19 protein-coding genes, 1 pseudogene and 1 riboswitch are annotated in these 21,314 nt (G+C 68.6%); of the genes and pseudogenes, 13 read left to right on the top strand and 7 right to left on the bottom strand.

Going from position 1 to position 21,314, the window contains the following annotated elements:
* The first annotated feature begins 124 nt into the window (after positions 1 to 124).
* The 12 genes and pseudogenes from AABM56_RS10930 to AABM56_RS10875 all read left to right on the top strand — a co-directional run bounded on the left by AABM56_RS10930 (position 125) and on the right by AABM56_RS10875 (position 13,799).
* Entirely contained in the window at positions 125 to 1,030 is a 906-nt protein-coding gene (locus tag AABM56_RS10930) for a LysR family transcriptional regulator (RefSeq protein WP_133861712.1), read from the top strand.
* 178 nt (positions 1,031 to 1,208) lie between these two features.
* Positions 1,209 to 1,308, top strand: a riboswitch (guanidine-I (ykkC/yxkD leader).
* Positions 1,309 to 1,359: 51 nt separating this feature from the next.
* A complete protein-coding gene (locus AABM56_RS10925; protein WP_347884086.1) occupies positions 1,360 to 2,424 on the top strand; it encodes a putative urea ABC transporter substrate-binding protein in 1,065 nt (354 codons plus the stop codon).
* Between the two features lie 23 nt (positions 2,425 to 2,447).
* Positions 2,448 to 3,269 carry an ABC transporter permease gene (locus AABM56_RS10920; RefSeq protein WP_347884085.1) on the top strand — a complete coding sequence of 274 codons (822 nt, stop codon included), beginning with the start codon at positions 2,448 to 2,450 and terminating at the stop codon, positions 3,267 to 3,269.
* A pseudogene (locus AABM56_RS10915) lies at positions 3,269 to 3,979 on the top strand (ABC transporter ATP-binding protein); the annotation flags it as partial. The gene AABM56_RS10920 and the pseudogene AABM56_RS10915, both read left to right, overlap by 1 nt.
* Positions 3,980 to 4,057: 78 nt before the next feature.
* A complete protein-coding gene (locus AABM56_RS10910; protein ID WP_347884084.1) occupies positions 4,058 to 4,768 on the top strand; it encodes an urea amidolyase associated protein UAAP1 in 711 nt (236 codons plus the stop codon).
* A gap of 9 nt (positions 4,769 to 4,777) precedes the next feature.
* Positions 4,778 to 5,413 carry an urea amidolyase associated protein UAAP2 gene (locus AABM56_RS10905; RefSeq protein ID WP_133861716.1) on the top strand — a complete coding sequence of 212 codons (636 nt, stop codon included), beginning with the start codon at positions 4,778 to 4,780 and terminating at the stop codon, positions 5,411 to 5,413.
* Positions 5,414 to 5,604: 191 nt separating this feature from the next.
* Positions 5,605 to 9,204, top strand: a complete 3,600-nt coding sequence (gene uca, locus AABM56_RS10900; RefSeq protein ID WP_133861717.1) for an urea carboxylase — start codon at positions 5,605 to 5,607, stop codon at positions 9,202 to 9,204.
* A gap of 11 nt (positions 9,205 to 9,215) precedes the next feature.
* The gene (atzF, locus tag AABM56_RS10895) at positions 9,216 to 11,018 is read left to right on the top strand and encodes an allophanate hydrolase (protein WP_347884083.1); all 1,803 of its coding nucleotides are present in this window, start codon (positions 9,216 to 9,218) and stop codon (positions 11,016 to 11,018) included.
* 239 nt (positions 11,019 to 11,257) lie between these two features.
* A complete protein-coding gene (locus AABM56_RS10890) occupies positions 11,258 to 11,752 on the top strand; it encodes a hypothetical protein (protein WP_347884082.1) in 495 nt (164 codons plus the stop codon).
* A gap of 45 nt (positions 11,753 to 11,797) precedes the next feature.
* Positions 11,798 to 12,589 carry a hypothetical protein gene (locus AABM56_RS10885; protein ID WP_347884081.1) on the top strand — a complete coding sequence of 264 codons (792 nt, stop codon included), beginning with the start codon at positions 11,798 to 11,800 and terminating at the stop codon, positions 12,587 to 12,589.
* 104 nt (positions 12,590 to 12,693) lie between these two features.
* Complete coding sequence (locus AABM56_RS10880) at positions 12,694 to 13,098, top strand: antitoxin Xre-like helix-turn-helix domain-containing protein (protein WP_133861720.1); 405 nt, start codon at positions 12,694 to 12,696, stop codon at positions 13,096 to 13,098.
* Positions 13,092 to 13,799, top strand: a complete 708-nt coding sequence (locus AABM56_RS10875) for an RES family NAD+ phosphorylase (protein WP_133861721.1) — start codon at positions 13,092 to 13,094, stop codon at positions 13,797 to 13,799. The genes AABM56_RS10880 and AABM56_RS10875 overlap by 7 nt, the downstream gene beginning before the upstream one ends.
* A 15-nt stretch (positions 13,800 to 13,814) precedes the next feature.
* On the opposite strand, the gene AABM56_RS10870 is transcribed toward AABM56_RS10875, so the two are convergent.
* From AABM56_RS10870 to AABM56_RS10855, 4 genes are read right to left on the bottom strand one after another with little or no spacing between them, the layout of a single operon-like run.
* Positions 13,815 to 15,182 (bottom strand): glutamine synthetase family protein, encoded by a 1,368-nt coding sequence (locus tag AABM56_RS10870; RefSeq protein WP_133861722.1) that lies wholly within the window; start codon positions 15,180 to 15,182, stop codon positions 13,815 to 13,817.
* Positions 15,179 to 16,579 (bottom strand): aspartate aminotransferase family protein, encoded by a 1,401-nt coding sequence (locus AABM56_RS10865; RefSeq protein ID WP_347884080.1) that lies wholly within the window; start codon positions 16,577 to 16,579, stop codon positions 15,179 to 15,181. The genes AABM56_RS10870 and AABM56_RS10865 overlap by 4 nt, the downstream gene beginning before the upstream one ends.
* 39 nt (positions 16,580 to 16,618) lie before the next feature.
* Positions 16,619 to 17,374, bottom strand: coding sequence for an SDR family NAD(P)-dependent oxidoreductase (locus AABM56_RS10860; protein ID WP_133861724.1), 756 nt, complete (start codon positions 17,372 to 17,374; stop codon positions 16,619 to 16,621).
* 1 nt (position 17,375) lies between these two features.
* Positions 17,376 to 18,152 (bottom strand): SDR family NAD(P)-dependent oxidoreductase, encoded by a 777-nt coding sequence (locus AABM56_RS10855; protein WP_133861725.1) that lies wholly within the window; start codon positions 18,150 to 18,152, stop codon positions 17,376 to 17,378.
* 86 nt (positions 18,153 to 18,238) lie between these two features.
* On the opposite strand from AABM56_RS10855, the gene AABM56_RS10850 reads away from it, so the two are divergent.
* Positions 18,239 to 19,135, top strand: coding sequence for a LysR family transcriptional regulator (locus tag AABM56_RS10850; RefSeq protein WP_133861726.1), 897 nt, complete (start codon positions 18,239 to 18,241; stop codon positions 19,133 to 19,135).
* Positions 19,136 to 19,140: 5 nt separating this feature from the next.
* Here AABM56_RS10850 and AABM56_RS10845 read toward each other — a convergent pair whose 3' ends face one another.
* Genes AABM56_RS10845 through AABM56_RS10835 form a run of 3 tightly spaced genes read right to left on the bottom strand, consistent with a single transcriptional unit; the run spans position 19,141 to position 21,310 of the window.
* A complete protein-coding gene (locus AABM56_RS10845; protein ID WP_133861727.1) occupies positions 19,141 to 19,752 on the bottom strand; it encodes an RraA family protein in 612 nt (203 codons plus the stop codon).
* Positions 19,737 to 20,522, bottom strand: coding sequence for an IucA/IucC family C-terminal-domain containing protein (locus AABM56_RS10840; RefSeq protein ID WP_133861728.1), 786 nt, complete (start codon positions 20,520 to 20,522; stop codon positions 19,737 to 19,739). Before AABM56_RS10840 ends, AABM56_RS10845 begins: the two co-directional genes overlap by 16 nt.
* Entirely contained in the window at positions 20,513 to 21,310 is a 798-nt protein-coding gene (locus tag AABM56_RS10835) for an ABC transporter ATP-binding protein (protein WP_133861729.1), read from the bottom strand. The genes AABM56_RS10840 and AABM56_RS10835 overlap by 10 nt, the downstream gene beginning before the upstream one ends.
* Positions 21,311 to 21,314 lie beyond the last annotated feature (4 nt).

The following is a 21,314-nucleotide window of genomic DNA, read 5'->3' as shown; positions in this document are numbered from 1 at the left end:
CGCGGGAAAGGAGTTCTTGCTGAAGCCTGTTGTTGGTCTCTTGACCCGACTCTAGGTCTTGCCATCCCATGCCACAAGCAGAATATTTAGATGCAAGCCATGCCTTTTCGGCAAAGGAGACCCTATGCAGCCCTATGGCATTCAGTCCACCGCCCTGCGCTATTTCCTCGAGGTGGTGCGGTGCGGCTCCATCAGCGAAGCCTCCCAGCGGCTCAACGTCGCGGCCAGTGCGGTAAGTCGCCAGATCGCCAAACTGGAGCGCGAACTGGAGACGCCGCTGCTCGAACGCCGCGCCCGTGGCGTCGTGCCCAGCGCCGCCGGCGAGCGTCTGGCCGTGCATGCGCGCAAGGCGCAGCTGGCCAGCGAGCAGGTCGCGGCCGAGTTGCGGGGCCTCGCCGACCTGCGCCGCGGCCAGGTACGCCTGGCCACCACCGAAGGCTTTTCGCTGGACTTCCTGCCCGAGGTCATCGTGGCCTTTCGCCAGGGCTATGCCGGCATCCACTTTTCCCTGGAAGTCTGCGCGCCGGCGGCGGTCACGCGCCGGGTCCAGGAAGGTGACGCCGACCTGGGCCTCACCTTCAGCCTCAGGCCTGAGCCGGACATCAGCGTCGACGCCACCTTGAGTGGCGCCATCGAGGCGGTGGTGGCGCCCGAGCATCCCCTTGCCGGCCGTACCGGGCTGACCCTGGCCGATCTACAGCCCTTTCCGCTGGCGCTGCCGATGCCCGATACCACGGTGCGCCAGCTGTTCGACATCTGCTGTGGCGTCCAGGGACTCTCCTTCGAACCCGTGCTGGTGAGCAACAACATGCAGGCGCTCTATCGCTTCGCCGCCTTGGGCGGTGGCGTGGCGCTCTCAAGCGAACTGAGCCTGCGTAGTCGACTGCGCGAAGGCCAACTGGTGGCCCTGCCCCTGCTGGACGAAGGCCTGGCCGCGCGGCGGATCGAATTGCAGAGCATGGCGGGTCGCGAATTGCCGCCGGCGGTGAATGCCTTTCGCCAGGCGCTGATCGCGGCGCTGGGGCGCTGAGTCAAAGCAGTGCATCGTGCCGCTTCGAACGCACTGCAACGGGGCGGCACGCTGGATACAGCCTCAACGTCATGGCGAGCAATCAGCATGGCACGGGGCCTGGCGGCAACTGGCACGCATCTGGCAAAGGCCATAGCGTGCAGGAGCACCGGCCAGCCGGTTTGATGCACCACAATCTGCAATGGATGACTAGGGTTCCGACTCGCTCGTGCGGGTGTCTGGTCCGAGAGTCGTCGACCTCTGATGGGGTTACACGGCGGGACAAAAGCCCGGGAGACACAGCGCCAGTCGCGTGCTCCTGTCCCGTCGTCCATCCTATTGGAGGTCCCATGCGCCATCCCCTGCTCGCCTCGCTCGTTCTCGGTTGTTCCCTGCTGCTTGGTGCCACCGCTCAGGCGGCGCCGCGCGACGACTTCAAGGTGTGCTGGACGATCTATGCCGGCTGGATGCCCTGGGGCGAAGCCCAGGCCCAGGGCATCATCGACAAGTGGGCCAAGAAATACGGCATCCACATCGAGGTCGTGCAGCTCAACGACTACGTCGAATCCATCAATCAATACACCACCGGCCAGTTCGACGGCTGCGCCATGACCAACATGGACGCCCTGACCATTCCGGCCGCCGGCGGCGTGAACAGCACGGCGCTGATCGTCAGCGACTACTCCAACGGCAACGACGGCGTGGTGATGAAGGGCAAGGGCAAGACCCTGGCCGACCTCAAGGGCCAGCAGGTCAACCTAGTGCAGTTCTCCGTCTCCCACTATTTGCTGGCGCGCGCGCTGCAGAGCGTGGGGCTGAGCGAGAGGGACCTGACCACCGTCAACACCTCCGACGCCGACATGGTGGCTGCCTTCCAGACCGCCGACGTGCGCAACGTGGTGACCTGGAATCCGCTGCTGGCCGAGATCAAGGCTCAGCCAGACACCACCGAGGTGTTCGACTCCAGCAAGATTCCCGGCGAGATCCTCGACATGCTGGTGGTGAACACCGCCACGCTCAAGGACAACCCGGCCCTGGGCAAGGCCCTGACCGGTGCCTGGTTCGAGATGCTGGCGCTGATGCAGTCCGGCGACGCCAAGGGCAAGGCGGCTCTGGAGGCCATGGCCAAGGCCTCGGGTACCGATCTCGCCGGCTTCCAGGCGCAACTGGACAAGACCCGGCTGTTCGCCACGCCCGCCGAGGCCCTGGCCTTCGTCAAGGATCCCGCGCTGCCGACCACCATGCAGCGCATCGCCCACTTCTCCTTCGAACACGGCCTGCTGGGCCAGGGCGCACTCAGCGCCGAGGCCATCGGCATCGCCTATCCGGGCGGCAAGACCAGCGGGGACGCGGGCAATCTCAAGCTGCGCTTCGATCCGACCTTCGTACAGCTGGCCGCCGACGGCAAGCTCTGAGCCCCGCCGCGAGGACGACGCCCATGCGCTTCATCAATCGGCATCCCGATCGGGGCGGCCGGCTCCTGCTGGTCCTGCTGGTCCTGCTGCCCTTCGCCCTGCTCGCCCTGCTCTATCTGGTGGGCTCGGCCACCCGGCTGGCGGAGAACCCCAACGACAAGCTGCTGCCCAGCGTGGCGCAGATGGCCGATGCGGTGCAGCGCCTGGCCTTTACCGCCGACGTGCGTACCGGGGGTTATCCGTTCTGGCAGGACACCCTGGCCAGCCTGCAACGCCTGGGGCTGGGCCTGGGAATCGCCGCGCTGATCGCCCTGGTGGTGGGCATCGCCGCGGGCAGTCTGCCCCTGGTCGGCGCGCCGCTGTCGCCGCTGGTGACGGTGCTCTCGATGATCCCGCCGCTGGCGATCCTGCCGATTCTCTTCATCGTCTTCGGCCTGGGCGAACTGGCCAAGGTGATGCTGATCGTGGTGGGCGTCACCCCGGTGCTGATCCGCGAGCTGGACCAGCGCGCCCGGGAGCTGCCACGCGAACTGCTGATCAAGGCCCAGACCCTGGGCGCCAACAGCTGGACGGTGATCCTGCGCCTGGTGCTGCCGCAGCTGCTGCCGCGCCTGCTCATCGCCCTGCGGCTGCAGCTGGGCGCCGCCTGGCTGTTTCTCATCGCCGCCGAGGCCATCGCCGCCACCGATGGCCTGGGCTATCGCATCTTCCTGGTGCGGCGCTATCTGGCCATGGACGTGATCCTGCCCTATGTCGCCTGGATCACCCTGCTGGCCTGGCTGCTGGACGCGGGCCTGCGCCTGCTGACGCGGCGCGCCTTTCCCTGGTACGGGGAGGGTCGCTGATGATCGAGGTCCGCAATCTCTGGCAGCGCTATGGCGAGCAGGTGGTGCTCGAAGGCCTCAATCTGCAGGTGCGCGAAGGCGAATTCTGCGCCCTGGTCGGTGCCTCCGGCTGCGGCAAATCCACCTTCCTGCGCCTGCTGCTCGGCCAGGAGCGGCCCAGCCGTGGCGAGATCCGCATCGATGGTCAGCCGCTCTCGGCGGAACCGGATCCCGAGCGGGGCGTGGTCTTTCAGCGCTATACGGTGTTTCCCCACCTGAGCGTGCTGGACAACGTCGCCCTGGGCCTGGAATTGCCCAGGTCCCCGCTGCTCGGCCGGCTGCTGGGCACGGCCAAGCGCCAGGCCCGGGAACAGGCCGCCGCCCTGCTCGAACGCGTCGGCCTGAGCCAGGCGCTGGGCAAGTACCCGGGGCAGCTGTCCGGCGGCATGCAGCAGCGCCTCGCCATCGCCCAGGCGCTGATCGTCCGGCCGCGCATCCTGCTCCTGGACGAGCCTTTCGGCGCCCTCGATCCCGGCATCCGCAAGGACATGCACGCCCTGCTGCTGGAGCTCTGGCACGAGCGCCCGCTCACCGTGTTCATGGTCACCCATGACCTGCACGAGGGCTTCAGCCTGGCCACCCGGGTGCTGGTGTTCGACAAGGTCCGCCAGGACCCGCAAGCCCCCGGCGCCTATGGCGCCCGCATCACCTACGACCTGCCCCTCACCGCCAAGACCCGGCCCGTGCATGCGCCTGGGACTCGGCCAGCCCTTACCTGACGAGGTTGCCCATGACTGACGAGGTTGCCCATGACTGACGAACTGCTCTACCAGGAACGCGTCCCCGGCGGCGGCACCGCCTCCTTCATCCTGCGCCGCGGCCAGACCCTGCGGCTGACCGACGTGGAAGGCGGCGCCAATGTCAGCCTGCTGCTGTTCAATGCCGATGACCGCAGCGAGTGGCTGAACCTGCCCGATACCCTCAAGGGCCAGCACACCGCGCGTCTCACCGCCGGCCATTGCCTCTATTCCGACATGGGGCGGGTGCTGGCGGCCGTGGTGCGCGACACCTGCGGCTGGCACGACAGCTTTGGCGGCGTGGCCAATGCCGCCGAGGTGGCGGAGAAATACGGCGCGGGTCGCTACCAGGAGCTGCGCAACGGCTTCCACCGCAATGGCACCGACAACCTGCTGGTGGAACTGGCCAAGTGGGGCCTGGGCCTGGAAGACCTGCTGATGACCCTCAACCTGTTCAGCCGGGTGGACGTGGATGCCGAGGGCGCCTTTGCCTTCGTGCCCGGCAACTCCCGCGCCGGCGATCTGGTCGAGCTCCATGCGCCCATGAACACCCTGGTGGTGCTGACCGCCCTGCAGCATCCGCTGGACCCGGACCCGATCTATGCGCCGCGCCCGGTCGATCTCGCCCAGTTGCGCGCGGCGCCCGAGGTGGCCGAACGCTGCCGCACCTCGCGCCCGGAAAACGAGCGCGCCTTTCAGAACACCGCCCGCTACTTCCTCTGAGGCCCTGCCATGACCCTGATCGCCAGCACCAAACGCCTGGAAGATGCCAGCTACCGTGCCCTCCTGCCGGCCGGAGCGCCCTACCTCAAGGAGGTCAAGGCCGGCCAGACCCTGCGCATCCATGACCTGGAAGGCAACCAGGCGGTGGACACCCTCTTCTACGCCGCCGCCAACCCCCAGGAACGCTACGATCCCCAGCGCACCCTGAGACGCCAGGGCCGGGTCTATCTGTCGACCGGCAGCGTGCTCTATTCCAACCTGGGCAATCCCCTGCTGACCATCGTCGCCGACACCTGTGGCCGCCACGACACCCTGGGCGGCGCCTGCTCCCAGGAGAGCAACACGGTGCGCTACGCCCTGGATCGCCGGCAGATGCACAGCTGCCGTGACAACTTCCTCTGCGCCGGTGGTCATGACGGGCGCCTGGGCAAGCGCGACATCGGCGCCAACATCAACTTCTTCATGAACGTGCCGGTGACCGCGGACGGCGGCCTGACCTTCGCCGATGGCATCTCCGGCGCCGGCAAGTATGTGGAGTTGCGCGCCGAGACCGACGTCATCGTGCTGATCTCCAATTGCCCGCAACTCAACAACCCCTGCAACGGCTGGAACCCCACTCCGGCGGAGGTGCTGCTATGGGACTGACCCGCGCACGCCAGCTCTGGCAGTGGCTGCGACCGCATCTCCATCGCCTCTGCGAAGTCCGCGCCGGGCGCTACAGCTACCGCGGCAAGCGCTAGACGCCGACTGACCTACCGCCCTCGCGCGGCCTCCTGGGGACGACCCCCGGAGCTTTTATCTGGCGGGACGGCCCGCCGCCTTCGAGGACGCCTCGAATGTTCACCACCCTGCTCATCGCCAATCGTGGCGCCATCAGCTGCCGCATCCAGCGCACCCTGCGCGACCTGGGCGTCGCCGCGGTCGCCGTCTACAGCGAAGCCGATCGCGCCAGCCGCCATGTCAGCGCGGCCGATCAGGCCTTCAGCCTGGGCGAAGGCGCCGCCGCGGCCACCTACCTGGACACCGCCAAGCTGCTCGAGGTGGCGCGCCAGAGCGGCGCCCAGGCCATTCACCCGGGTTATGGCTTCCTTTCCGAGAACGCCGCCTTCGCCGAAGCCTGCGAAGCCGCCGGCATCGCCTTCGTCGGGCCCACCCCCGAGCAACTGCGCACCTTTGGTCTCAAGCACACGGCGCGGGCCCTGGCGCGCGCCCAGGGCGTGCCGCTGCTGGAGGGCACCGAACTGCTGGATACCCTGGAAGGGGCACTGGCGGCCGCGCAACGGATCGGTTATCCGGTGATGCTCAAGAGCACCGCCGGTGGCGGTGGCATCGGCATGCGCGTGTGCCGCACGGACCCTGAACTCGCCGAGGCCTTCGACGCCGTGCGCCGGCTGGGTCAGAACAACTTCAGCGACGCGGGCGTCTTCCTGGAGAAGTACATCGAGCGCGCCCGGCACCTGGAGGTGCAGGTGTTCGGTGATGGCCAGGGCGAGGTGCTGGCGCTGGGCGTGCGCGACTGCTCGGTGCAGCGCCGCAACCAGAAGGTACTGGAGGAGACTCCGGCGCCCAACCTGCCAGCCGGCATGGCCGAGGCGCTCTGCGCCGCCGCCCTGGAGCTGGCACGCGCGGTACGCTATCGCAGCGCCGGTACCGTGGAGTTCGTCTACGACAGCGACGCCGACCGCTTCTACTTCCTGGAGGTGAACACCCGGCTGCAGGTCGAGCACGGCGTCACCGAGCAGGTCTGGGGCGTGGACCTGGTGCGCTGGATGATCGAACTGGCCGCTGGCGAACTGCCGCCGCTGGCCGTGCTCGCCGCGGGGCTGCAGCCCCAGGGCCATGCCATCCAGGCGCGGCTCTATGCCGAAGACCCGGGTCGCGACTTCCAGCCCAGCCCGGGCCTGCTGACCCAGGTCGACTTCCCACCCGCGGATGGCCGGGCGCTGCGCCTGGACACCTGGGTCGAGGCCGGCTGCGAGATCCCGCCCTATTTCGATCCCCTGGTGGCCAAGGTCATCGCCTGGGCCCCCGACCGTGACGCCGCCCGGCAACGCCTCGATCAGGCCCTGGCGGCGACCCGGCTCTACGGCGTGGAAACCAATGGCGACTACCTGCGGCAGATCCTCGCCGCCGCGCCCTTCGCCTCGGGCCAGCCCTGGACGCGCTGCCTGGAGGGGCTGACCTACCAGGCCACCACCCTGGAGGTGCTCAGCGCCGGCACCCAGACCACGGTGCAGGACGCCCCCGGGCGCCTCGGCTACTGGTCGGTGGGCATTCCCCCTTCCGGCCCCATGGACGACCGCGCCCTGCGCCTGGGCAATCGCCTGCTCGGTAACGACGGCCGCGCGGCCGCCCTGGAAATCACCCTGGCCGGTCCTACCCTGAGATTCAACACCGAGGCCGTGGTGGTGGTCACCGGCGCGGCGCTGCCGATCCTGCTGGACGACCAACCCCAGGCCATGGACAGCGTCTTTCGCGTCCCCGCGGGTGCCATCCTGCACCTGGGCGCCATCACCGGCGCCGGCGCCCGCAGCTATCTCTGCCTGAGAGGCGGCCTGGACCTGCCCGACTACCTGGGCAGTCGCAGCACCTTCACCCTCGGCCAGTTCGGCGGTCACGGTGGCCGCGCCCTGCGCGCCGGCGACGTGCTGCACCTGCACCCGCTGACCGACGCACGCGCGCAGGCCCGGCTGCCCCTCGCCCTGACCACCCGATTGCCCGAGACCCGCACCCTGCGCGTCATCTATGGGCCGCACGGTGCGCCGGACTATTTCAGCCCGGCCTATCTGGATCTCTTTCTCGCCACCGACTGGGAGGTGCACTTCAATTCCAGTCGCACCGGCGTGCGACTGATCGGCCCCAAGCCGGAATGGACCCGCGAAGACGGCGGCGAGGCCGGTCTGCATCCCTCCAACATCCACGACAATCCCTATGCGGTGGGCGCCGTGGACTTCACCGGCGACATGCCGGTCATCCTCGGCCCGGACGGCCCCAGCCTGGGCGGCTTCGTCTGCCCGGTCACGGTGATCGAAGCCGACCTCTGGCAACTGGGCCAGCTCAAGGCCGGTGACCGGCTGCGCTTCCTGCCGGTGGACCTGGCGACCGCGCGGCGCCTGCAGCAGGCACGCCTGGCCGAGGAAAGCAGCTTGCAGCCGCAGGCGGCGATCGCCATCACGCCCAGGCGCGGCGATCCCGTGGTGCTGGACCTGGGCCAGGGCGCCGAGCGCCTGGTGGCGCGGCTTTCCGGAGATACCCATCTGCTGCTGGAGATCGGCCCGCCGGAGCTGGACCTGGCCTTGCGCTTTCGCGGCCATGGGCTGATGCAGGCGCTGGCCGCGCTGGCGCTGCCCGGGTTGTACGAACTCACCCCCGGCATCCGTTCGCTGCAGGTGCACTATCAGCCCGAGGCACTGCCCCTGGCAGAGCTGCTGGCGGCGGTCAGTCGCTGCTGGCAGTCGCTGGGCGATGCCCAGGACCTGCGGGTGCCCTCGCGCATCGTCCATCTGCCGCTGTCCTGGGACGATCCGGCCTGCCGCCTGGCCATCGAGAAATACACCACCACGGTGCGCAAGGACGCGCCCTGGTGCCCGAGCAATCTGGAGTTCATCCGCCGGGTGAATGGCCTGGAGTCCCTGGAGGCGGTCAAGCGCATCGTCTTCGACGCCAGCTACCTGGTGATGGGCCTCGGCGACGTCTATCTGGGCGCGCCGGTGGCCACTCCCCTCGATCCGCGTCACCGGCTGGTAACCACCAAGTACAACCCGGCGCGTACCTGGACCGCGGAAAACTCGGTGGGCATCGGTGGCGCCTATCTCTGCGTGTACGGCATGGAAGGCCCCGGCGGCTATCAGTTCGTCGGTCGCACCCTGCAGATGTGGAATCGCTACCGTGACGTGGAAGCCTTCCACGGCCAGCCCTATCTGCTGCGCTTCTTCGATCAGATCCGCTTCCATGAGGTGTCGGCGGACGAGCTGCTGCGCATCCGCGCGGACTTCCCCCTGGGTCGCGTGCCGCTGCGCATCGAAGAGAGCGAATTGTCCCTGGCCGACTACCAGGCCTTCCTGGCACGCGAAGCCGAGGGCATTACCACCTTCCGCACGCGCCAGCAGAGCGCCTTCGCCGCCGAGCGGCAGCGCTGGATCGACTCCGGCCAGGCGCATTTCGACAGCCAGGAAGCCGCCGTCGAAGCCACCGAGGATGCCCCCCTCGCCAGCCACCAGCTGGCCCTGGAAAGCCCGGTGGCCGGCAATCTCTGGCAGGCCCAGGTACAGCCGGGCGACCAGGTGGAAGCCGGCCAGCCGTTGCTGATCCTGGAATCCATGAAGATGGAAATCCCGTTGCTCGCGCCCTGCAGCGGCCGGATCCACGACCTGCAGGTCCAGCCCGGCTCGCCGATCCGCGCCGGCCAGCGCCTGCTGGTCATCGACAAGACGTGAAGGAAGCCACCATGACATTCGATCTGCGCCTCGACACCCTGAGCGCCGCCTATGCCGCCGGGACCCGGACCCCACGCACGCTCATCGTTGAATTGCGGGAACAGGCCGCGGCCCTCAACCCCGAGTACCACCTGTTCATCCACCTGCTGACCCCAGCCGAGCTGGAGCCCTATCTCGCCGCCCTGGACGATCGCGATCCCGCCGAGCTGCCGCTCTATGGCATCCCCTTCGCCATCAAGGACAACATCGACCTCGCCGGCATCCCCACCACGGCGGCCTGCCCGGCCTATGCCTATGTGCCCGAACGCTCGGCGACCCTGGTGGAACAGCTGGTCGCCCTGGGCGCCGTGCCGCTGGGCAAGTGCAATCTCGACCAGTTCGCCACCGGCCTCAACGGCACCCGCTCGCCCTACGGCGCCTGCCGCAACAGTGTCCACCCGGACTATCCTGCCGGCGGCTCCAGTGCCGGTTCGGCCCTGGCCGTGGCCCTGGGTGTCGCCAGCTTCGCCCTGGGCACCGATACCGCCGGTTCCGGGCGCGTGCCCGCGGGGCTGAACAACCTGGTGGGCCTCAAGGGCAGCAAGGGACTGCTGTCCACCGCCGGCGTGGTGCCCGCCTGCCAGACCCTGGACTGCGTGACCTTCTTTACCGCCACCGCCGCCGAAGCCAGCACGCTGCTGGCGCTCACCGCCCGCCTCGATCCGCGCGATCCCTACAGCCGCGCCAATCCACAGTGGAACGAGGCCAGCGCCTTCGGCCGCCCGCGGCCCTTCCGCTTCGGCGTCCCGACCCAGCTGGAATTCCTCGGCTGCCCGGAAAGCCCGGCGCTGTTCGCGGCCACCAAGGCGCAGCTGGAAGCCCTGGGGGGCGAAGCCGTGCCGCTGGATCTTGCGCCCTTCCTGGAAGCCGCACGCCTGCTCTATGAGGGCCCCTGGGTCGCCGAGCGCTACAGCGTGACCGGCGCCCTGATCGAGGCCGAACCGGACGCCGTACTGCCGGTGATCCGCGCCGTGCTGGAAAAGGCCCCCGGCACCACGGCGGTGGACGCCTTTCGCGCCGGCTACCGCCTGCAGGCGCTGAAAGCCCGGTGCGACACCCTGCTCGCCGAACTGGATTGCGTCCTTACCCCCACCTATCCGCGCCCGGTGACCCTGGCCGAACTGGCCGCCGAACCGGTCGCCCGCAACGCCGACCTGGGTTACTACACCAACTTCATGAACCTGCTGGACTACGCCGCCGTGGCCGTGCCGGCCGGCGTCATGGCCAACGGCCTGCCCTGGGGCGTGACGCTGTTCGGCCGGGTGTTCACCGACCAGTACCTGCTGAGCCTGGCCGCGGCCCTGCAGGAAGCACAAGGCCTGGCGCTGGTCGGCGGCGCCCTGCCACACGCCAGCCTGCCGGCGCGTCCCGCCCGCCATGACCGTACCCGCCTGGTGGTCTGCGGTGCCCACCTGCAGGGGCTGCCGCTCAACGGCCAGTTGCTCGCCCGTGGCGGCCGACGCCTGGCGCTGACCCGGAGCGCGCCGCACTATCGCCTCCACGCCCTGGCCGGCGGTCCGCCGCTCCGGCCCGGCATGGTCCGGGTCGCCGAAGACGGCGCCGCCATCGAGGTGGAGGTCTGGGAGCTGCCCAGCAGCGAACTAGGTAGCTTTCTCACCGGCATCCCCGCCCCGCTCGGCCTGGGTAAGGTCGAACTGGCCGATGGCAGCTGGGAAACCGGCTTCATCTGCGAGCCCTATGGCCTTGCGGGAGCCGAGGACATCACGGCGCATGATGGGTGGCGGGCGTGGTTGGCGAGTCGCAGCGCCGTTTAGGTCGGGAAACGAGCTAGGCGGCGAAGCCACCGTATCAGCCAGGATGCGCAGCGCCGCTTCTAACCGCCGCTGTGCAAGCGGTGGACGCAAGCACCCGTCTGCTGTTCATGAGCTTCTTTCAAGCCGCCATGAGCTGCGGGCGCTAGCCGTACCCGTGGCCGCCTGCTATCAAGGGTGTTCGAAGCCGCTGACCGTTGCTGGGCAGTGGCGCCTCCTTGCTTGAAGATCGAAACACCCTCATGCCTCTCTCCTGCACCGACCGCTACGACCTTCCCCTGTCCACCGCTTCCGCCCGCGCCGCCGAGCGCTATCAGGCCGGCGCAGATCTCTTGCTGTCGCTCTGGCCCGGTGCGGCGGAAGCGTTGGACGAGGCCATCGCGGCCGATCCTGGCTTCGCCCTGCCCCATGCAGCGCGGGCACGGCTGCAGCTGATCGACAACCAGGCCGGCGCTGCCCGGGAGACCATCGCCCAGGCGCAGCGGCTGGTTGAGCGACATGGCACGGAGCGCGAGCGCAGCCATGTCGAGGTCGTGCGGCGGCTGATCGCTGGGGAAGCCGCCCAGGCCCTGCAGGGCGCGCTGGAACACGCCGAGCGCTGGCCGCGCGACATCCTGATCCTCGGCCTGCCGCTGGGGGCCTTCGGCTTGCTGGCATTTTCGGGGCGGGCGGATCATGACCAGGCGCGGGTCGACCTCTGCGAGCGCCATGCCCGCCATTTCGCCGCGGATGACTAGTGGTTCCTGACCTACCGCGGCTGGTCCCACGGCGAGAACGGCGACGTGGTCCGCGGTCGGGCGCTTGCCGAGCGGGCGCTCGAGCTGCGCCGCCACAACGTCAACGCGGCCCATGCCCTGACCCATGTCCTGCACGAATCCGGCGCCAGCCAGGCCGCTCAGGCCCTGATTGCCGGCTGGCTGCCCGAGTACCCCCATCACGGTACCCTGCATGGCCATATCGCCTGGCACGGCGCCCTGGTGGCCCTGGAACAGGGTGACAGCCAGGGCGCGCTGGCCCTCTACCAGCGCTTCGTGGCGCCGGCCGCGTCCACCGCCGGCCCGCTCAATCGGGTCAGCGACAACGCCTCCTTTCTCTGGCGCCTGGGCCTCTATGGCCATGAGGTGCCCGCCGGCCTCTGGCAGGCCACCGCCGCCAGCGCGGATGGGCTGTTCCAGCAACCGGGGCTGCCCTTTGCCGATGTCCATATGGCACTGATCGCCGCGGCGACCGGGGATCGTCGGGCGGTGGAAACCCGCGTCGCTGTATTGGAAAGTCGTCTGCGCGATGGCGTCCTGCCCGCCGGGCCGGTCGTCCCGCTGCTCTGCCGTGCGCTCCTGGCCTTCGCCGAAGCCGATTACCTGGGTTGTGCCCGCCTGCTGGAGCCATTGCGCGCTGACGTCCCCCGCATCGGCGGCAGCGGCGCCCAGCGCGAGGTCATCGAAGACACCTTGCTGGTCGCCCTGCTGCGCGGGGGTGAACAGGCCAAGGCCGCGGCGCTGCTGGACGAGCGGCTGCACCGCTGGCCCTCTACCCGGGATCGGCGCTGGCAGGCCAGCCTGGCACTCCCTCGCTAGGACGCCCACCTAGCCGCCCTAGCCGCCCTAGCGAGGGAGCGGTAGAGCCTCTATCTCTGTAGATGCGAATTCATTATATTTGCCTCTACAGATTGGAGAATCCTATGTCCCAGGTTGCCGTCGTCGAGCAATTTTCGAAAAGCCAGAGCACGATTGGTCTAAGGGCAGCGCTCAATATCCTGGAAAGATGGCAAGCTTCCAGCGAGCAGAGTTGCCGGATCCTGCGCATCTCACGCAGCACCTATACCCGAGCGTCGCAGCGGGACAGCGAATGGGCGGTGAGCCTGGATGCCGATCAACTGCAGCGTGTCAGCCTGGTGCTGAACATGCATTCCGCGTTGCGCCTGGTTTTCGACAACCCGGAAAACGTCTATGGCTTCGTCGCCATGGCCAATCACAATGAATTCTTCAATGGCCGTTCGCCGCTGGAGATAATGGCCCAAGGCGACATGATCTCCCTCTATGAAACCTTCCGGCGTATCGACGTCCTGCGCGGTGCCGGATGGTGAAGCTGGAGGACCTGCCCCTGCTGGCCGATGAGCGTCTACAAGGGCATCGCCTGGTCAACTCCAAATTCCCGCCCATCCACCTGTTCGACGATGTTGCCAATGCCGAAGATTTCGCCGTGCTCCATCAGTTACAGGTGTTGACCAACCCGCGCCTACAAAACGAACTGGGGCGTCTGGAGCTGATTCCCCGAGAACAGATTCCCTTCGGCATCTCGGGTTGCTCCTATGCGACAGCGCCCTTCATTCACGTCAATCCAGAGGGTTCGCGCTTCAGCGATGGCACCTTCGGCGCTCTCTATCTGGCCGACCATCCCGATACCGCCCTTGCCGAAGTCCACCATCATCAGCAGGCCTACTGGTCGAAGGTGCCGGCACTGAAGTACGAGCGTTTCGTCTTCCGTAATCTTTCGGTGAGCTTCTCCGAGAAGGGGGTACGCGACGCCCTGGTGCTAAAAGCAGCAGACCCTATCCATGATCCCTTGGACTACAGCGCGGCGCGCAGTCTGGGCGCCGCCGCCAAACGCGCCGGCTGCCCAGGTCTGCGCTATCGCTCGGTACGCCGCCCCGGCAGCCATTGCTGGGCGCTGCTAACCCCGCGCCTGGTCACTGCCGTGGTCCAGGCGGCGCCGGTTGAGATGATCTGGAATGGCGGCATCATCAGCGTGAATCGCCTCACCGCCGTGCCGGGCGAGTCGGACTGATCTGACACCGACCCATCAGGCGTGGGTCAGATACCAGCGCCAGTCCTGTTCCCCCACCTCGGCCATGAACTGCCGGTATTCCGCACGCTTGATCGCCAGATAGACCTCGACGAAACGCTCACCCAGCGCCTCCCGGATCCAGCTGGAGCGCTCCAGCGCCTGCAGCGCGGTGAGCCAGTCGGTGGGCAGGAAGTCGGTGGCCTGCTCGTAGCCATTGCCGACGATGGCCGGCCCCGGGTCGCGTCTGTCACGGATGCCTTCGTGGATGGCAGCGAGGATGGCCGCAGCGGCCAGATAGGGATTGGCATCGGCGCCGCAGATGCGGTGCTCGATGTGGCGACTGCTGGCCGGACCTCCAGGTACGCGCAGGGATACGCTGCGGTTGTTGACTCCCCAGCTTTTGGCCAGCGGCGCATAGCTGTTGGCCTGGAAACGGCGGTAGGAGTTGGCGTTGGGACAGAAGATCGCCAGGGCGTCCAGCATCCGGTGCTGCATGCCGCCGATGGAATGGCGCAGCAGCGGCGTGCCCTGCGGGTCCTCGCTGGCATAGAGGTTGTTGCCCTCGGCATCGGCCAGGCTGACGTGCAGGTGCAGGCCACTGCCCGCCTGGTCGCCGAACGGCTTGGCCATGAAGCAGGCCTGCAGGCCGTGGCGGTTGGCCACGCCCTTGACCAGGCGCTTGTAGCGAATGCCTTCGTCGATGGCCTGGAGGGCGTCGAAGCGGTGCAGCAGGGTCAGTTCGAGCTGGCCGGGGGCGTATTCGGAGATGGCCGTGCGCACCGGCAGGCCCTGCACCTCGCAGGCGGCGTAGAGGTCATCGAGAAACGGCTGCAGCTGCTCCAGTTCGTAGACCCCGTAGACCTGCGGCGAGCCGGGTCGCACGCCATTCATCTGCAGCGCCGGTTGCGGCCGGCCCTGGGCGTCGCGGGTGCGGTCGAGCAGATAGAACTCCAGCTCCACCGCCATCACCGGCTGGAAGCCGTCGGCCTGCAGCCGTTCGATCACCCGTACCAGGGCGTGCCGGGGATCGGCGGGCGTGGCCGGCAGCCCCTGGGTCGGGTGCATGCTCACCTGCACCTGACCGGTCGGGGTGCTGCGCCAGGGTTGCAGGGTCAGACTGCCGGGCAGTGGATAGGTCCAGCAGTCGACGTCGGCGACCTCCCAGACCAGACCGGTGGCGTCGACGTCCTCCCCCTGCAGGGTCAGCGCCAGGATGGAGCTGGGTAGCGGCCGGCCCTCCTCATAGATGGCCAGCAGTTCGTCCCGGTGCAGCAGCTTGCCGCGGGGCACACCATTGGCATCGATCAGCATGAGTTCGATGCTGCGCACCTCGGGGTGGGCGGCGAGGAAGTCGCGGGCTTCCTGAGCGTCGGCGAAGTTCATGGCTGACACTCCCGGGCGCCGGGCAGCGCCAGGAGTTCGGCGAGGCCCTGGTCGAGGGTGGCGAGCAGTAGATCGACGTCTGCCGCAGCGAGATCCGGGCAGCACAGGGTCATGTTGTGGAAGGGGGTGATGAGGATGCCCCGGTTGATCAGATAGAGGTGCAACGCCTGCTGCAGGCTGTCATGGAAGGCGGCTTCCGCCTCGGCGCCGGTGGTGGGCGGCGTGGCGCAGAACTGGAATTCGCAGCGGGCGCCCAGCTCCGTCACCGACCAGGCCAGGCCATGGCGGGCGATCACCGCGCGCAGACCGGCGGCCAGTCGCGCTGCCATCGGCAGCATCCGTTCGTAGGCGGCCGGCGTCGCCACTTCCTCCAGGTTGACTCTCAGGCAGCGCATGGCCAGGGCATTGGCCGACAGCGTGGTGCCCATGCCGCTGTGCCCATGGCCGTGGCTGGTCTCGCTGGCGTGCTGCTGCGCCAGGCGCATGGCCTGGGCCATCTCGTGGCTGCAGCCATAGGCCGAACAGGGGACGCCCCCGGCGATGGGTTTGCCGAAGGTGATGAAGTCCGGCTGCAGATTCCAGGCGCGGGTACAGCCGCCGGGGCCGGTGGACAGGGTATGGGTCTCGTCGATGATCAGCAGGGTGCCGTATTGCCGGGTCAGGGCGCGGACCTGGTCCATGAAGCCCGGGGCGGGCAGCACCATGCCGATGTTGGTCATGGCCGGTTCGCAGATCAGCGCGGCGACGTCACCCTTCGCCAGTGCCTCCTCTAGCGCCGCCAGGTCGTTGAAGGGCACGGCCCGGCTGGTCTCGGCCAGGTTGTGCGCCTGGCCGATCAGGCCGCCGCGGTGCACGGTGCGACCCTCCTGATGGCGCACCATGACGTCGTCGACGGTACCGTGATAGCAGCCGTCGAACACCAGCAGCACCTTGCGATTGGTGATGGCGCGCGCCCAGCGGATGACATAGCGATTGGCGTCGGTGGCGGTGGTCGCCACCTGCCAGAACGGCAGGCCGAAGCGCTCGGCGAGCAATTCCCCGGCGACCACGGCATCCTCGCCGGGCAGCATGGTGGTGAGCCCGCGCGCGCCCTGCTCGGCCAGGGCCCGGGCGATGGGCGCCGGCGAATGGCCGAACATGCTGCCGGTGTCGCCCAGGCAGAAGTCGATGTACTCGTGGCCGTCTACATCGTGGAAGCGCGAACCCTGGGCATGGCTGACGAACAGCGCACTGGGCATCGACCAGTCGTTCATCCAGTGCATGGGCACGCCGCCGAACAGCGAGTGCCGGGCCCGCTCGGCCAGGGCGAGGGATTTGGGATTGCGCGCCAGGAAGCGCTCGCGTTCGGCCGCGACGCAGGTCTGGACGGCGGCTTCGCTGATACCACTGGTGGTCATGTCGGACTCCTCTTGGGGTGGAGGGCGTCTCGGCCGGGCTCAGTGCCCGGCCGAGACGCCGCAATCGATGGCCAGGTCGGCGCCGGTGATGGAGCGGGCGGCGGGTTGGCACAGGAAAAAGGCCAGTTCGGCGACTTCCTCGGGTTGGATGAAGCGCGCCTGCTCGCCTTGCGGATACTTCTCCAGCAATTCCTGCAGATAGGCGGCGGGATCGCCATTGCCGTAGCGCTCTGCCTGAAAGCTCAGCATGGGCGTCGCCACATCGCCGGGGGAGATGCTGTTGCAGCGCACCCCGCTGGGCGCCAGGTCCAGCGCCAGGGCCTTGGTCATCAGGGTCACCGCGCCCTTGCTGGCGCAGTAGACGGCGGCATTGCGATTGCCCTGGCGACCGGCATCGCTGCTCAGGTTGACGATGGCGCCGCGGGTGTCGCGCAGCGCGGGAATGGCCGCGGCGCAGAGAAAGAAGCTGGCCTTGAGATTGACGTCCAGCACCAGGTCGAAGTCTTCCTCGCTGAAGGTCTCGGCCGGGCCTTCGCGCCAGACGCCGGCGCAGTTGACCAGGGCGTCGAGGCGACCGAGGCGGTCCAGGACGCTGGCGACCACCTCCCGGCTCGCGCGGGCCTGGCGCAGGTCAGCAGCGTGCTGGCCGGCAAGGTGGCCGTCGGCCTGGAGCGCCGCCAGGGCTGCGCCGTCGAGATCGGTGCCGAAGACCTGCCAGCCCGCCTGCAGGAAATGCTCGCGCACCGCCCCCCCGATGCCACCCAGAACCCCACTGACCAGTACGACCGGCTGCATGTCAGGCCCCCTTGTTTTCGATGCGGCTGTTGCCGCCGTCCACCACCAGGTATTCCCCGGTGATGTAGCTCGCCTCGGGCGAGGCCAGGAAGGCCACCGCCGCCGCGACCTCGGCGGGGCGGCCGGCGCGACCCACGGGGACCCGCGTCGCCGCCTGCAATTCTTCCGGCAGGCTGGAGGCGGTTTCGATCCAGCCAGGGGCCACGGCGTTGACCGTGATGCCCTGCCCGGCCACCTCCAGCGCCAGACTCATGTTCATGCCGACCATGGCCGCCTTGGCCGCGCTGTAGGCCGCTGCCTGCGGAATGCCCGCCCGGGTGCCGGTGGCGGAACTGACGTGAACGATGCGGCCATAGCCGCGCGCCTGCATGCCGGGCAATACGGCGCGAGTCAGCAGGAAGGCCGTGGTCAGGTTGCGCGCCAGGGTCAGATTCCAGTCGGCCAGGGTCATCCGCGCCACCTCCACCAGGGGCTCGGGACTGCCCTGCATGGTCATGCCGGCGTTGTTGACCAGGATGTCGATGCGGCCCCAACGCGCCTCGGCCCACTGGCAGAAGTCGCCAACGGCGGCCTCCTCGGTGAGATCCAGGGCCTGACCTTCAGCGGTAAAGCCGGCGGCGCGCAATTCCGCCACCCGCTCCGCGATCCGGGCGCTGCTGGCGGTGACGAGCAACCGTACCCCCGCCGCGCCCAGGCGGCGGGCTATCGCCATGCCGATGCCAGCTTCGCTGCCGGCACCGCTGATCAGGGCCACCTGGCCCGCCATCGACTCGCTCATATCACTGTCTCCGTTGTTGTCTGACTGGACTCTAAGCCTGTCTGGCTGATACAAAAAGACGATCGTTATCAGCGAAATTGACAACCATGGCTTTTACCAGTGAAACGCTTCGAGTCTTCCTCGCCGTGATCGACGAGGGCTCCTTTTCCGCGGCGGCCCGCGTCCTGGGGCGGGTGCCGTCAGCGGTGAACATGGCGATTTCCCAGCTGGAGGCCGAGCTGGACCTGGTGCTGTTCGATCGCGCCACCCGCAAGGCCTTGCCGACCCCCGCCGCGCGCGCCCTCGAACCCCAGGCGCGGCAGGTGGCCAGCCAGCTCAATCTGCTCGACGCTCACGCCCTGCAATTGCACGCTGGGCTGGAGCGGCGCTTCGTGCTGGTGATGGCGCCGGAGTTGCAGACGGGTGCCTGGAGTCGGCCGCTGGTGACCCTGGCCGAGGAATTTCCGGCGCTGGAAATCGAGATCCGCTCGGCGGCACGCGCCGAGGCGATCCGCCTGCTGCACGATGGCAGCGTCGACCTGGCGCTGATCTTCGAACGACCGGGGATCAACGAGCAGGAAGGTTTCGCCGAGGCCGGCAGCCAGTTGCTCACGGCGGTGGCGGCGCCCGGCTACCCCTCGACCCACACCGGTCGACCTCTGGGCGAAACGCTGATGGCCGATACCCGCCAGATCGTGGTGGCCGGCGGCGACCGCAACGCCTCGGACCCGCAGATCGTGCTGTCGCAGCGGGTCTGGCTCACCGACAGCTATCTGGCGACGCTGGACCTAGTGCAGGCCGGGCTGGGCTGGGCCTATCTGCCTCACCCGCTGGTGCGCCCACTAATCGCCGCCGGGCTGCTCGAACAGGTGCAATTCGACAACATGGCCAGCCAGATCCGTCGCTGGATCGACGTCATCTGGATCAAGAACCGCCCCCAGGGCCTGGGCGCGCGGCGCTATCTGCAACTCCTGCGGGAGCAGATCGGCACCAAGCCGGAATAGTAGCCTTAGCGCCCTTCGGTGAGCCGCTGCAGCAGTTGCACACGCCGCGCCTGGTCCGCGGCTTCCTTGGCCCGGGCCAGTGGCAGCAAGGCTGCGGCCCGCGCGGGCGACAGGATGAACAGGCCGTCGTCGTCTCCCAGGGCGAGGTCACCGGGGCAGACGAGCGTCTCGCCGAGCTGAAGTTCGACGTTCAATTCGCCCAGCGCCTCGCCGCCCTGGGTGGTGACGGCGCTGATGCCGCGATGGAAGACCGGCAGACCGAGTTGGCGAAGCGCCTGGATGTCGGTGATGGCGCCGCTCACCACCACGCCGGCCAGGCCCTTGACCAGGGCCGCCAGGGTGCGCAATTCGCCCCAGCAGGCGCAGTGGGGATCGCCGACGGCCTCGATCACCAGGACGTCGCCCGGGCGACTGGTGATCAGCGCCTCGCGCAACAGGGCGCCGTGGGGCAAGGGAATGCGCGCCGTCACCACCCGGCCCAGCAGGCGCGCACCGGCTATCGCCGGCTTGAGCTCGGGCAGGTAACCCGTACGTCCGAGATGCCCCAGGGTCGAGGCGGAAATCTCGGCGTAGCCGGCGATCAGCGCGGCCGGCAGCTCGCTCAGGTGGCTGGGCATACGGCCTCCCGGGGGCGGATCAGCGGGCAGTTGGAGCAGTATTCGGCAGGTGCCGTGGCCTGGTAGTAGAAGCAGCAGGTGCGCCGGAAGCGGACGGGACGTCCCACGGTACTGGCCGTTGCAGGCCGGCGGAATTGGGCCAGCGGATTGGTCTCCAGCCCCAGCTCCGCCGGCGTGGCCGCCAGCAGCCAGGCGAAGTCCTCGGCGCAGCGGGCACGAATGGCCGGATCGTCCAATTCGGCAAGGCGGCGGTCGTACAGCGAATAGAGCCGCACCGCGACGTTTTCCCAGAGGATGCGCGGCGAGACGCGGCCAACCTGCGCCAGGGTCTCCCAGAGCGGCCGCAGCAGCTCGCCGAACAGGGCGCGGGCCAGCAACGCCCGGGCGGTGGCGTGATCGTCGAGGGCAGGCAGCGGCCGGGTATCGCTCAGCGGTAGCGACGAGTGCCAGCGTCCCTGGACGTGGCCATCCTCGATCCAGACATTGCCAGGCGTCAGGTCCAGGCGCCGGTCATAGGCCGACAGGGCGTGGAAGGCCACCCCGGTGGTAAGGAAGCCCAGCCGTTTGGTCAGCAGCGATGCCGCGACCCGCCGCGTAGGGGCTTGCATGCGCGCCCCCAGGTCGTCGAGCAACTCGGCACAGCGCGCGGCGTCCAGCCAGGCGGCGACCGGCTGGCTGTGCTGCCCATCGCGCTCTCTGGCTTCGCGCAGGCCGAAGGTAGCGCGCAGCTCGTCCCGTTGGGCACTGTCGAGGGTGGGCCTCAGGCACATGGCGGTACCTCGCGACCGAAGGGAATGCACAGCGGCGTGCCGAAATAGGGATCGGCGATGATCCGGCATTCCAAGGCGAACACCTCGCGTACCAGGGCTTGCGTCAACACCGCCGCGGGAGCCCCCTGGGCGTAAGCGCGACGCTGGTGGACGGCGACCAGGTGATCGGCATAGCGGCAGGCGAGATTGAGGTCGTGCAGCACCATGACGATGGTCTTGCCCTCCTCCCGGTTCAGCTGGCGCAGCAGGTCCAGCACCTCGATCTGGTGCGCCAGGTCCAGGTAGGTGGTGGGTTCGTCCAGCAGCAGGCAGTCGGTATCCTGGGCCAGGGTCAGGGCGATCCAGGCGCGCTGGCGCTGACCGCCGGAGAGGTCGTCCACCGGCCGCTCCGCCAGCGCCAGCAGGTCGGTTAGGCGCAGCGCCTTGTCCACCGCCGCGGCATCGTCCGCCGACCATTGACGCATCCAGTTCTGGTAGGGATAGCGGCCCAGGCTGACCAGCTGCCGCACGCTGATGCCCTCGGGCGCCACCGGGGTCTGTGGCAGGACCGCCAATCGCCGGGCCAGGGCGGCGGTGGACTGCCGGTGGATGTCCTGGCCGTCGAGCAGCACCTGGCCCTGGCGCGGTTCCAGCAGCCGGGCGCAGGCCTTGAGCAGGGTGCTCTTGCCGGAGCCGTTGCTGCCAATGAGGACCGAGACGCGACCCGGTGGTAGGTCGAGGTCGAGGGCCTCGATGATGGTCTGGGTGCCGTAGCCGAGGGTCAGGCCGCGGCTGGCCAGGGTTGCCATGAAG

Origin of the sequence: Pseudomonas aestiva, assembly GCF_039908605.1 — a bacterium.
Taxonomy (GTDB): domain Bacteria; phylum Pseudomonadota; class Gammaproteobacteria; order Pseudomonadales; family Pseudomonadaceae; genus Chryseomonas; species Chryseomonas aestiva.
The sequence above is the reverse complement of the archived record's forward strand: the minus strand, read 5'-3'. Positions and strand labels throughout refer to the sequence as shown.